The 11,949-nt window shown below is 68.4% G+C and carries 13 protein-coding genes and 1 pseudogene; 4 read left to right on the top strand and 10 right to left on the bottom strand.

What is annotated here, in order from left to right; genetic code table 11:
* The first annotated feature begins 234 nt into the window (after window positions 1-234).
* Complete coding sequence (locus ABH920_RS42130; RefSeq protein WP_370354921.1) at window positions 235-687, top strand: calmodulin-binding protein; 453 nt, start codon at window positions 235-237, stop codon at window positions 685-687.
* A gap of 23 nt (window positions 688-710) precedes the next feature.
* On the opposite strand, the pseudogene ABH920_RS42125 reads toward ABH920_RS42130, so the two are convergent.
* Window positions 711-1,104: pseudogene (locus tag ABH920_RS42125) on the bottom strand (transposase); the annotation flags it as partial.
* A gap of 62 nt (window positions 1,105-1,166) precedes the next feature.
* Between ABH920_RS42125 and ABH920_RS42120 the strand changes: the two are divergent.
* Complete coding sequence (locus tag ABH920_RS42120; RefSeq protein WP_370354920.1) at window positions 1,167-1,577, top strand: nuclear transport factor 2 family protein; 411 nt, start codon at window positions 1,167-1,169, stop codon at window positions 1,575-1,577.
* Window positions 1,578-1,634: 57 nt separating this feature from the next.
* Here the strand turns inward: ABH920_RS42120 and ABH920_RS42115 are convergent, their stop codons facing one another.
* Together ABH920_RS42115 and ABH920_RS42110 are read right to left on the bottom strand one after the other, a co-directional pair.
* Window positions 1,635-2,045 (bottom strand): VOC family protein, encoded by a 411-nt coding sequence (locus tag ABH920_RS42115; RefSeq protein ID WP_370354919.1) that lies wholly within the window; start codon window positions 2,043-2,045, stop codon window positions 1,635-1,637.
* Window positions 2,046-2,106: 61 nt separating this feature from the next.
* Window positions 2,107-2,838, bottom strand: a complete 732-nt coding sequence (locus ABH920_RS42110) for an SDR family NAD(P)-dependent oxidoreductase (RefSeq protein ID WP_370354918.1) — start codon at window positions 2,836-2,838, stop codon at window positions 2,107-2,109.
* 129 nt (window positions 2,839-2,967) lie between these two features.
* On the opposite strand from ABH920_RS42110, the gene ABH920_RS42105 reads away from it, so the two are divergent.
* The gene (locus ABH920_RS42105) at window positions 2,968-3,783 is read left to right on the top strand and encodes a MerR family transcriptional regulator (RefSeq protein ID WP_370354917.1); all 816 of its coding nucleotides are present in this window, start codon (window positions 2,968-2,970) and stop codon (window positions 3,781-3,783) included.
* A gap of 514 nt (window positions 3,784-4,297) precedes the next feature.
* Here the strand turns inward: ABH920_RS42105 and ABH920_RS42100 are convergent.
* Both ABH920_RS42100 and ABH920_RS42095 read right to left on the bottom strand, forming a co-directional pair.
* The gene (locus tag ABH920_RS42100) at window positions 4,298-5,281 is read right to left on the bottom strand and encodes an amidohydrolase family protein (RefSeq protein ID WP_370354916.1); all 984 of its coding nucleotides are present in this window, start codon (window positions 5,279-5,281) and stop codon (window positions 4,298-4,300) included.
* A gap of 77 nt (window positions 5,282-5,358) precedes the next feature.
* Entirely contained in the window at window positions 5,359-6,564 is a 1,206-nt protein-coding gene (locus tag ABH920_RS42095) for an amidohydrolase family protein (RefSeq protein WP_370354915.1), read from the bottom strand.
* Between the two features lie 75 nt (window positions 6,565-6,639).
* Here ABH920_RS42095 and ABH920_RS42090 point away from each other — a divergent pair, with 75 nt between their 5' ends.
* A complete protein-coding gene (locus tag ABH920_RS42090) occupies window positions 6,640-7,044 on the top strand; it encodes a MarR family winged helix-turn-helix transcriptional regulator (RefSeq protein ID WP_370354914.1) in 405 nt (134 codons plus the stop codon).
* 52 nt (window positions 7,045-7,096) lie between these two features.
* Here ABH920_RS42090 and ABH920_RS42085 read toward each other — a convergent pair whose 3' ends face one another.
* The 5 genes from ABH920_RS42085 to ABH920_RS42065 form a co-directional block, all read right to left on the bottom strand.
* The gene (locus tag ABH920_RS42085; RefSeq protein ID WP_370354913.1) at window positions 7,097-7,963 is read right to left on the bottom strand and encodes a helix-turn-helix domain-containing protein; all 867 of its coding nucleotides are present in this window, start codon (window positions 7,961-7,963) and stop codon (window positions 7,097-7,099) included.
* A 38-nt stretch (window positions 7,964-8,001) separates the two neighbouring features.
* On the bottom strand, window positions 8,002-9,126 hold the full coding sequence (locus ABH920_RS42080) for an alpha/beta hydrolase (protein ID WP_370354912.1): 1,125 nt from the start codon (window positions 9,124-9,126) through the stop codon (window positions 8,002-8,004).
* A gap of 338 nt (window positions 9,127-9,464) precedes the next feature.
* Window positions 9,465-10,058 (bottom strand): TetR/AcrR family transcriptional regulator, encoded by a 594-nt coding sequence (locus tag ABH920_RS42075; RefSeq protein ID WP_370354911.1) that lies wholly within the window; start codon window positions 10,056-10,058, stop codon window positions 9,465-9,467.
* A 177-nt stretch (window positions 10,059-10,235) separates the two neighbouring features.
* On the bottom strand, window positions 10,236-11,090 hold the full coding sequence (locus ABH920_RS42070; protein ID WP_370354910.1) for an alpha/beta fold hydrolase: 855 nt from the start codon (window positions 11,088-11,090) through the stop codon (window positions 10,236-10,238).
* A 103-nt stretch (window positions 11,091-11,193) separates the two neighbouring features.
* Window positions 11,194-11,940 (bottom strand): SDR family NAD(P)-dependent oxidoreductase, encoded by a 747-nt coding sequence (locus ABH920_RS42065; RefSeq protein ID WP_370354909.1) that lies wholly within the window; start codon window positions 11,938-11,940, stop codon window positions 11,194-11,196.
* Window positions 11,941-11,949: the final 9 nt, after the last annotated feature.

Here is an 11,949-nt window from a genome sequence, read left to right as displayed (position 1 = left end):
TCAAAACACTCGAGCTCCCGCCCAGAGGTCCGGTCATGCGCACCTTGCGCGCGATCACCGCCCAGGAAGGCACGGTGGTCGAAGTCACGGTCACACAGTGAAGGGCAGCCACCTGCATGGAATGCGCTTCCACTGGAACGGACTGATCTGGCCCGACACCACGAAATGAAGATCATTATCAGTCACCGATCGACTACGGTACGTGTGCAAAGCCCATCTGACAAGGGGAAACACATGCACCGCACGTTCAAAGCCGCCATCGGCGCACTCGCCGCCGTGGCGATGATCGCACTTACTTCCGCACCGGCCTACGCCACCTCGATGGCACGCACCAAGGACAACGCCGCGGCCTACTTCGTCATGACCGACATCACCCACGCGCAGTTCGTGGTGAAGCTGGACGAGCCCGCGGACATCGAGCACGCACGGGAACTGCTGTCCGGCCAGACCACTGACCGGCCGCACATCATCGGGCGCATCAAGCACAGGACGGCGCCGTACAACCCTCGTTGGAGCTACCACCTCACGCCGGAGACCATCTCATTCTTCGATGCCGCCATCGAGGTCTGCGACGCCACCATCCCCTACGTCGAGGAACACCTCGACGAGGCCGGCGGCGCCTTCCTTCCCGGGAACGTCTGGTGCGACTGGTCCTCGCGCCTGGTCAGGGAAATCCCGGCGCCTTAGTGAGAGCCGACTAAGGACTTCCATCAAGAGTGGGCGTGGAGTCGTCGCCGACAGATGATGGCGCAGCCCAGGGTGAGGAACACGTGGTGGATGTCCTCGCGGATCTCCACGCCGGAGCCGTGTTCGGTACCGCGCCGGGCGATGTGCGGGGTGATATCTGCAGGGTACGGACGCGGTCGCGGTAGCTCTCGTGGTCATAGCCGCGGTCGGCGTACAGGTGCCGGGGGCGCCGTCGTGGCCGGCGGCGGACGCCTCGTACCGGCGGGATGCCTGGATCAGCGGGAGCAACTGGGTGACGTCGTTGCGGTCGCCGCCGGTGGTGATCGCGGCCAGCGGGAGGCCGTACGCCTCGACAATCAGGTGGTGCTTGCTGCCGGCCCTACCCCGGTCCACCGGGGACGGGCCGGTGGCCGGCCCACCCGGCGCGGATAGAGTTCAGCAGTCCCGCAGCCCGCGCCGGCAGGTTCACCGTGCCCGCCATGACCACCCGCGGGATCGTCATGAAGCAGCAGCAGAAGTTCCGGGAGTCCGCCCTGGCGGACATGGCCCGCCGGCTGCCCGACTTCACCGAACTGCGGCTACGGGACATGGACGAGCACGACGTCGACATGCAGGTACTCTCGCTCACCAACAACCAGGGCCTGGAGATGCAGCCCGACCCCGCGATCACCGTTTCCGACGCCGACGAACTGGCCGTCCACCGCGACCGCGAGACTTCGACCGTCGTCCTCGAATTCGCCGTTCACGGCCATCTGACGCAGACCGGGAGCCCGTACCAGAACCGCTTCGTCTCCGTGATCACGATCCAGAACCGTAAGGTGACCCACCGGCGCGACTACATGGACTCCTACGCGGCCGTCCATGCTCTCGGCAGCGCGGTGCCGCGGTGAGGCACCGCCAAGATCGGCGGGATCACCGCGGCAACACCCTGATGGCCCCCGCGGCGGTCACTCACCCGTCCTGCGGCCCTTGTACTCCATGAACTGCAGGGTCAGCCCGAACGTCGTCTCCGGCACCGTGAAGATCGAGCGGACCTCGTCGGTCTTGAACTCGCCCTGCAGGGCGACCCCTCGGCGGGCCAGTTCGGCCTTGGTGTCGTCGAGGTCGTCGACTTCATATCCGAGATGGCCGATGACCGCGGTCTCGCCGTCCTTGAGCATCGGCATGCCGAAACCGGCAGCGCGCGCCTCGATCAACTCCAGGCGTGTTTCACCGAAGAGCAGAAACTGCAGGTCGATGTCGCCGGCGAGAACACGCTCGCCAGGAGCTGTGCCATCGACGGTGTCGCCCGCCCGGGCGATGGCTTCGTTGATGTCGCGCACGACGATTCCGATGTGATCCAACCCGAGTAGCTGCATGGATCTCAGTCCTCCTTTACCTCTTGCTGTCTGTCTCTTGCTGTCGATCGAGATGCCCGCGCTAGATCGCGGTGCGGCCGCCGTCGGCGGCGATGACCGCACCGGTCACGTAGCTGGCTTTGTCTGAGGCGAGGAAGGCGATGACCTCGGCGATCTCGTCGACCTGGGCGCCACGTCCGAGCAGTGAGGTCTTACCGAAGCCCTCGGTGACGTCGTACAGCTCCGGGATGCTGTGCACCGCACCGGGCGTGACGGCGTTGACCCGAACCCCCAGGGGACTGAACTCGGCCGCCCACGAGCGGGTCATCGAGGCCAGGGCCGCCTTGGTGGCACCGTAGGCGGCGGCGCCCTCCAGGCCGACTGTGCCGGCCATGCTCCCCAGGTTGATGATGCTCCCCCGGCCCCGACCGGCCATGGCCGGCGCCACAGCGGCGACGAGGAAGTAGGCGGAGCGGACGTTGCCGTCGAACAGGGCGTCGTACCCGGGACCGTCGAGGTCGGCGGTCGGCCCGAACCACGAGGTGCCGACGTTGTTGACCAGCGCGTCGACCTCGCCGGCCGCCTGCGCCAGGCGGCGCACCTCGCCGATGTCGGTCACGTCGGCGGCCACGAAGCGGGCTCGGCCGCCCTCGGCTTCGATGGCGGCGACGACCTGGGCGCCTCGCTCGGCGTCGCGGCCGTGGACGACGACCTCCCATCCGTCTCGGGCCAGGCGCAGCGCAGCCGCCCGGCCGATGCCGTGGGTGGCCCCGGTCACCAGTGCTGTTCCAACAGTTCCTGCGGTCGTGCTCATGACATCCTCACTTCTGTGCAGAACGGTCTGACCTCAGGCTTTGCGCTCCCTCCGTAGGAGGGTCAAGAGCGGCGTCGGCGTTTGACTCTCCTATAGAGGGAGAGTCACACTGCGTCCGTGATCTCGACGATGCCCATCGGCGACTTCTCCCGGGCCACGCATCTGAGCGTGAAGATGCTGCGCCACTACCACGAGCTCGGTCTGTTGGAGCCGGTCGAGGTGGACGTGGACAGCGGGTACCGGCGCTATGCCGCAGAGCAGATCGTCACTGCACAAATCATCCGCCGCTTCCGCGACCTGGAGATGCCGCTCGACGACATCCAGGTCGTGCTCCAGGCTCCCGACGTCGAGACCCGCAACCGGGTGATCGCCAACCACGTGGCGCGTCTGGAGTCCAGCCTGGCCCGGACCCAGGAAACAGTCGCGTCCCTTCGGGGTCTGCTGGACCGGCCCCAGGACAGCACCGTTCAGATCAATCACCGCCATGTCGCCGCCACGTCCGCCGCCGCCATCACCGACACCGTTGACCAGGCCCACGTTGTGCCCTGGTATCGGGGGGCCATGGGCGAAGTGTCCGCCACCCTGTCAGCCCAGGACATCGAGCCGATCGGGCCGCTGGGAGGCATCTTCGGCACAGAGCTGTTCACCGAGGGCCGGGGGCGGGTCACGATCTACCTTCCGTCCGACCCGTTGCCGCAGCCGGTCGGACGCGTCAGCACCACCGTGATCCCGCCGGCGGAGCTCGCCACGATCGTCCACCGCGGTCCCAGCACCGAAGTCGACCGAACCTATGGCGCCCTCGCCGACTACGTGACCCGCTACGCCCTGGCGGTCGACGGACCGATTCGCGAGTACTACCTCGTCGGCCCCTCCGACACCCCAGACGAGTCGTTGTGGCAGACCGAGGTGGGATGGCCGATCTTCCAAACCCGACCCAGGCCATAGACAACTGGCCGACGCCCGGCGCGAGACAGGACTCTTACGGCAACGAGCTCCACCGCATGGCCGCCGCCGTCGACGAAGCCGAGCGATACGCCACTCGCAGCACGCGAGGATCGGCGGCCAGTTCCGCGTAGAGCCCCGGTCGGATGGGGATGGTCAGCTTGACCATGATCGCCGTGTCCGGCGGCAACGCGGCAACGCGGCGGCCTGCCGCGGCAACTCCTCGCGCAGCAGCTCCTCGGCCTCGGCCTTGTGCCGGCTGGTGATACTCACCTCGGGCTCGACGATCGGGACGAGACCGGCGGCAGCGATCCGTCCGGCGACGTCAAAACTGCTGATCGACGAGAGCCCGGATCCCGGCCGGGTCCGCGTCCTCGATGACCGAGCACATCGGAGCCTGCTCCGCCGCCGGGCCGGTTTTCGAGCCTTCCCAACCGGTCGCACCCGTCCGTTCGATGCCCGTCCGTTCGATGCCCGTCCGTTCGATGCCCGTCCGTTCGATGCCCGTTCGTTCGGGCTACCGATCCGACCTGATCCGACGTGATCCGATCCGATCCGGCGCGAAGAGCCGCAGCGCGTTGCGGGTGGTGAGCCGTCGCCAGTCTTGTCCGTTGAGCGGCGGAAGCGCATCCAATGCTTCTATCGCGCGCAATGCCTGCTCGTAGCGGGTCCACGCATAGTCGCTTCCGTAGAGCAGCCGATCAGGTTCGGCGATGCTGATCAGGGCTTTCATTTGCCGGTCGGCGGGCGTGCCGGCCAAGTCGTAGTAGAAGTCGGCGAGCGCGTCGGCCACGGTGGGGCCGTCAGTGTCGCCGCTGATCGTGCGGAACAGCTCCAGACGGTCGGCGAGCAGCGGCAGCACTCCCCCGGCATGCGGCACGACGAACTGGATGTCGGGAAACCGCTGCGGCGTACCGCTGAGGATGAGGTCGACCACGGTGCGGGCGGTATCAAACAGGAACTCGATCATCGGGCGCGGGTACCCGAGTGCCAGGGCCTCGTGGCCGACGCAACTGGTGGGATGCAGGAACGCGACGGCACCACGGCGGTCGAGCTCGGCGAGCACTGGGCGCATCCGCTCGTCGCCGAGGTAGAGCCCGGCGCTGTTGGTCATCAGGATGACGCCGTCGGCGTGCAGGTCGTCGAAGGCGTGCGCGATCTCTGCCAGGGCCCCGTCGAGATCCGGCAGTGGCAGGGACGCGAAGTGCCCGAAACGGTCTGGATGTGCATGCGCGATCTCGGCACCGGCCTCGTTGACGTCGCGGGCAAGTGCCCGGGCTGCCTCGTCGTGGCCGAAATGGACGCCTGGCGAGGAGATCGACAGGATCGCCCGCGCGATGCCGACCTCGTCCATCAACCGCAGGTGGGTCTCAGCGTCCCACCGCGGCCAGTAGGCCTCCGGCATGCCGTCCGGGTCCCGCAGCCCGTTGTTCTTTGCGGTACTGACGTAGTCGTCGGTGGTGAAGTGGGCGTGGACGTCGATCAGTCCGTTCGGGTTCATCTGCCTGCTCCGCTTCCGCTGCGTCTCGGGGCCTGTCCGGGTGCCTGTCCGGGTACTTGTCCGGGTACTTGTCCGGGTCACGCGATCGACGTGACCGGCTCGAGGTCGAGGCGGACTCCCTGCCGCCACACGGCGCGCACCGAGAGGCTGTCGCCGACGTCCGCGGTCGGATCGCCGTCGACAAGCAGCAGGTCGGCGCGCATGCCCTGGTCGATCCGGCCGCGGTCGGCCAAGCCGAAGCGCTGTGCCGTCAGTGCCGTCGCGGCACGCAGAGCTTCGAGCGGCGTGAAGCCCGCGCGAACCAGGAGGCGTAGTTCGCCGTGCAGGCTGGCGCCGTGCGCGGTGCCGGGGGCGCCGAGGTGCGCGGCGTCGGTGCCGGCCAGGACGTCGACACCGGCTGCGCGGAGCGCCGACACCGATGCGAGCACGTACTCGAAGTGGCGCTGCGGGAGGGTGCGCCAGGTGTCGGCGAGGCTGTCGAGCCACACCGGAGGAACCTTCGGCCGCACGCGTGGGTCTGCGGCCAATGCGGCCGACGCGTCCTGCCCGGTGATCGAGGCGAGGGTGCTGAGCGTCGGGATGACGAAGACGCCGGCCGCGGCGATGCGCTCGACGAGCTTTGGGGCGTGCGGGGCGTCGACGAACAGGTGGGTGAGCCCGTCCACGCCGGCGTCGACCGCCAGCCCGGTGGCCTCCAGCGTGAGCGCGTGGGCCAGGACCTTGAGCCCGTTGGCGTGCGCCTCCCGGACGGCGGCGATCAGGATGTCCTGTGCCAGGACCGGCACGCTGGCGCCCAGAACGCGGCCGTCCTCGATCATGACCTTGAGATAGTCGGCGCTCTCGGCGATCCGGCCCGCGACGAATCCCGGCACCTCGGCGACGGACGCGGCGGTCGGCCACGGCCCGTCCATCCCCTTGCGCAACTGGTGTGGGTGTCCGCCTGGCGGCGTGAGGCCGACAGATGCGCTGCGGACGTCGGCCATGTCGAAGGAGCCGGTCGCCACACGGCGCAGCGGCATCATCTGCTCCGGCATGGAGGTCAGGTCCAGTTCGGTCGTGACGCCGAACGTCAACGCCTGACGCAGGGCGGACTCGTCGCTGTGTGTGTGAGCGTCGATCAGGCCAGGCAGCAACGTCGCTCCCGTCGCGTCCACCACCGCGGCACCTGGCACCCGAGTGCCGCCGACTGACGTGATCACCCCGTTCGCGACCTGCACGTCCACCGCGCCCAGCCGCCGCTCGCCGTCGAAAACCTGCGCGCCGGCTATGACGAACTCGTTCATCCGGATCACCTATCCACTAGTTCGTATATACTGGTTAGTGTACATGGGTCAGTAGACGCTGGATAGGATTGCCGGGTGGATGAGGAGATGATCGAGATCGCGGTGCTGCTACGCCGCGCCCAGCTGCGCAAGCAGACCAGTTGCGAGGCGGTACTCGCCCGGTGGGAGATGACGCTGCCGCAGTGGGGCATGCTCAACGCGGTCGCCGCGAATCCGGACTCCTCGACCCACGCGCTCGCACTGCTGACCGGGCAGTCCGACCAGTCCGCAGGCGCGGTGGTCACCCGATTGGAGCAGCGTGGCCTTCTGGCGCGTCGCAGCGGACACGGCAAGGCCATCCTGCACCGGGCCACCCCTGAGGGAGCAGAGATGCTGAAAGCGTGCGACGGCGCGGTGGCGCAGACGATGCGCACCGCGTTGTCCGGCTACAGCGAGGACGAGGTGCGCACGCTCCACGATCTGCTCAAGAGGCTGGCCTGAACCGGGTGTTCACGGTGACGGAGGCAGGCCGTCCCCTCACATCCGTCGCATGTCACCGTCGGCGCGGGAGGTCTATCAGCGACCGCCTGCCGCCCCATGCCGCGCTGAGTTCGTCCAGCGCCTTCTCCGATGGGCTGCCGGGGGCCGCGGTGTAGACGACCACCCGCAGGTCGCTGCGATGGGTGGTGAGCACGTCGCAGTCCACGAACAGCATGCCCAGCTCGGGATGATCGATGGTTTTGCGTTCCTGGTCGTAAACGCCGACGTGACGCTTCTCCCACAGGCTGCGGAATCTCGGGCTGGCCTCGCACATGTCGGCGATCAGCTGGGCCAGTCCGCGGTCTTCCGGATATCTGCCGGAGCTCGATCGCAGGTCGGCGACGACGGCTTCCTCGAAGCCGCGCTCTTCGGCGTGGGTGCGCACGACGCGCGTGGGCAGGCCGGTGAAGTGGCGCCACGCTATGTTGCGTTCGCGTTCGGGCCGCTCCAGGGGGTCGCCGATCGCGGCGACCCACATCGCGTTCCACGCTATCGGGTTCCATCCCGCGTCACAGACGACCACCGGGCTCGCCGACAGCTGCTCCACCAGACGGCGGACGCCGGGTGGAAGGGTGTCGCGAATACGCTGTTCGTCGGTTTCCACCCGCCCGGCGAGCCGGAACAGGTGCGCCCGTTCGGCTTCGGTCAGGCGCAGGGCACCGGCGAGCGCGGCCAGCACCTGCGACGAAGGCGCGCTGGCCCGGCCCTGCTCGAGCTGAGTCAGATAGTCGGCGGACACACCGGCCAGACGGGCCAGCTCTTCGCGCCGCAGCCCGCGCGCACGCCGGTGCGGGGCGACAGGGAGCCCGAACTCCTCGGGGGTCACCCGCTCGCGCCAGGCGCGCAGCGTCGCGCCGAGTTCGTTGGCCGGAACCGCCACGGCTCCGATCGTACGGCGAAGCACCCCGGTGCCGCCCATCACAGACGCTCGGCGAACCAGTCGGCGATCAGCTGCCGCACGGGGTCGGGGTCATCGACGTTGCAGTGCTCCGCGCCGCCGTTGACGCCGTCGAGCACCACCAGTTCCTTGTCGGCGGAGCCGGCTGCCTCGATCGCCTGCTGCGCGTCTGAAAGCGGGATGGCCTTGTCGTTCGCACCGTGCACGATCAGGAACGGCTGGGTCAGGTGCGGCAGCGCCTCAGCGAGATGGAACGCCTTGACCTTGTCCAGGGCCTGCTCCATCGTGTCGGCGCCCATCACCCACGGCAGCTGCCAGAACGGCACCGAGACGGTCTTGGACCGGGTCTCCCAGCGCCGCTGCCAGACGGCGCCGTAGTCGAACACTCCGCCCCAGGCGGCGCAGGCCTTGATCCGGTGCTCGAAGGCGGCGCCGCGCGGCCCGTAGTAGCCGCCGAGGCTGATGGCCAGCAAGCCGATCCTCTCCGGGTCGATGTCCGGGCGCGTCACGAGGTAGTCCACGATCGCGGTGGTGGGCACCTCGTAGTCCGGACGAGAGGGGACGCCGCGCAGGCGCAGCGGCTCCCCGGTGCCGGGGGTGTCGATCACCAGGCAGGCGATGCCCCGGTCGGCGAATTCTTCGCGGATGAACCCGTAGAGCAGTTCCTTGGTGACGTCGAACCCGTTGTAGAAGATCACCACCGGCGCCGGTCTCTGGTCGGGGCCAGAGGCGCGGGCGGGAATGAGGTAGCCGGGCAGGATGCCGTCCGGCGAGTCGATCTCCACGCGCTCCAGTGGCTGGGGCATGAGCTCGACGGCCTTGGCGAACGCGGTGAGCGCGTGTTGGTAGCTGTTCGTCTTCGCCGGGCCCGGCGGAGTCTGCCGCTCGCCGGTCAGGTAGTAGTTGGAAGCCCGCAGATAGCGCGCACTCGCGCTGCGCCGGTATCCGCGGCGCAGATCCTCCTCGGCGAACCCCGCCTGGAGCGCGCCGGCGCTGTCCCAGGCCTTCGTCCACGCCTCGGGATCCGGCTCGGCTTCGCGCAAGGGAGCCAGGACGTGATCGATCTGCCCCAGCTCTCCGCCGGCCATGACCGACAGCATCACCGCGCCCGACCACATGTAGTTGTTCGGGAAGTAGTTGAACATGGCATCTCCCTCATTCGTTCGAGCACCGCCAGATCAACGTTATCCGCGATTCCGCAGCTCAGAGGCGCTAAAACTGGTGATGCCAGCACCACCCTCAGCCAGCCCGTCCCGTTGTGGCGTTCTTCTCGCGCGGGCCTCGGCTCGGGCCTCGGCGCGGGCCTCGGCACGGGCCTCGGCTCGGGCTTCGTGAACGCCTTCAGGCCGGCGTGGTGGCGATGTGTTTCGACCTGGCCGCGCTGGTGGTCGCGGTCGGCGACGTGCGCTCGGGATGCGCCCGGCGGAAATCGTCCTCGGTGGGACGGCGTCTGCTCAGATCACTGCCTCGCGTCGACCGCGTCCTACTCTTTGACCGCCGCGTCGAACAGCGCGGCGGCCGCCGCACGGGCGGTCGTGGCCGCCGAGGGGTCGCGGTCCATGCGGGCTGAGACCCCCGCGCCGTCGTACAACAGGTGCAGCTGCCGCGCGAGGCCTTCGTAGTCGGCGACGCCGGCCTCCCGGGCCAGGTCGGTGAACATCGTCCGCACCCACTTCCGGTACCGGTCCGTGGCACACTCGACCGGGCTGCCAGGCTGGGCCTCGGCGCTGGCGGTGATGTGCGCGCAGCCGTTGAAGCCGGGCTCGGTGAAGATCTGGCCTTGGGCGTCGAAGACCCCCAGCAGGCGCTCGCGCGGGGTGCGGAACCGGGTCAGGGTGCGCTCGACGCCCTCGCGGGTACGGTCCGTGCGGGCGTCCAGGTAGGCCTGGACCAGTTCGTCTTTGCTGCCGAACACGTTGTAGAGCGAGGCCTTGGCGACACCGGCCTTCTGCACGACGCGGTCGATGCCGACAGTCTGGATGCCTTCGCTGTAGAACAGTTCGTCGGCGGCGTCGAGCAGGCGTTCGCGCACGGACGGCTTCGGTGAAGCGTTCGCCGCCTTGACCTTGGTGGGCATGGATTCCTTCTTTCAGACTGACGGTACAGTCTAGTACTCCATTCGGGGGCTTTTCGCCTCCTACCCGGTCCAACAACAGTAGACAGACCTGTCTTCCCGAGCAACGCGCCAGAGGCGGTCTCCGGGCTCTGGTGACCGCCTCTGGTTTGCGCGGCCGCTGTCCGGGCCGCCTGTCTGCTACCTGTCGAGGAACAGCTTCGTGTGGGTCACGAACCGCTCCGGGTACTGGAAGTGGGCCCCGTGGTTGGCGTCCGGGTAGAGGATCAGCTCGGCGTCCGGCAGGAACTGCTGGAGGATGTAGGAGTTGATCGTCGCGATGATGATGTCGTCGGTGCCGTTGACCACCAGGACCGGGACCTTGATGTTCTTCAGGATCGCGTACGCCGGGTCCTTGGTGGTGCCGTAGGTGTGGATGGCCTTGCCCTGGCCGGCGTAGACCTGCTCGCCGAAGGGGGAGGCGTCGCGGTCCTTGCGGGCCACGATCCGCTCGACGTACTCCCGGCCCAGCTTCTGGCTGGTCTCGGTCGGGGCGAACAGGATCGGCAGCCACATGTCCTCCTGCCGGGGAAGCTTGACGCCGAACAGCGCGCCGATCTCCGGCGGTGTCTCGCCGATGCCGACGCCCCCGCGGGGCCCGGTACCGACCAGGACGAGCCTGCGGGCCAGGTCGGGCCGCTGGATGGCGACTTGCTGCGCGACCAGGCCGCCCATGGAGTGGCCGACCAGGTCCACGGTCGTCAGACCGAGGGCGTCGATGAAGGCTGCGGCGTCGGTGGCCATCTGCTCGATGGTGTCCGGGACCACGCCGCTGGTGGAGGCGACGCCGGTGTTGTTGAACAGGATGACCTCGCGGTCGGCGGCGAATCCGTCGCCGATCGCCGGGTCGTGGTCGTCGAGGTTGCCGATGAAGTGCTGGAAGAACACGACCGGGGTCCGGCCCGCGGCCGGGTCGCCGAAGCGGCGGTAGGCGAAGCGGATGCCGCCGGCCTCGACGAACTGGGTGGGGGCGGTGTCGTGGGTGTGGTCGCCCATGGTGGCGCTTCTCCTCGGAGCTGTGGTTGGCAGAGCAGTTGTTGACGTGCGTTGGCCGACCGGGTGGTGGTCAGTCGGCGGTTGGCTGGTGATCAGTTGGTGATCAGTTGGTGGTCATGCCGCCGTCGACGTTGAGGATGTGGCCGGTGATGTACGAGGCCTGGTTCGATGCGATGAACACGATCGCGTCGGCGAGTTCTTCGGACAGGCCGAGGCGGTCCAGCGGGACCTGCGTCACCAGGGCCGCCTTGTTCTGCGGGGTCCCGGTGAACCGGGTCAGCATGCCGGTGTCCGTGGGGCCGGGGGCGACGGCGTTGACCCGGATCCCCGCCTTCGCGACCTCCAGCGCCACCGACTTGGTGATGCCCTCCACGGCGTGCTTGCTGCCGACGTAGACCGAGGCCCCGGCCGCACCCTCATGCCCGTAGGTCGAGGAGATGTTGACGATGCTGCCGCTGCCCTGCTCCTGCATGACCCGCACCTGGTGCTTCATGCTCAGGACGACGCCCAGGACGTTCGTGTCGAACGTGTCGTTGACGCTCTGGGGGCTCTGATCGGTGATCGGGCCGGGCCGGCCTTCGGTGCCGGCGTTGTTGACAGCGACATCCAGCCGGCCGAACCGTGCGACGGTCTGGTCGACCATGGCGCGGACGTCCTCGTCCTGACGGACGTCGGCGTTGATGAACTCGGCCTCCGCGCCGAGGCCGCGCAGCTCCTCGACGAGTTCCCTGCCGACCTCGTCGCGCCGACCGGTGACGACCACGTTCGCCCCCTTCTTCGCGAAGGCGACGGCGGCGGCCCGGCCGATGCCAGTGAGCGCACCGGTGATCAAAACGACAGGCTGGTCCATGTTCTTGCT

It is taken from the genome of Catenulispora sp. EB89, assembly GCF_041261445.1.
Taxonomy (GTDB): Bacteria; Actinomycetota; Actinomycetes; order Streptomycetales; family Catenulisporaceae; genus Catenulispora.
The sequence above is the reverse complement of the archived record's forward strand: the minus strand, read 5'-3'. Positions and strand labels throughout refer to the sequence as shown.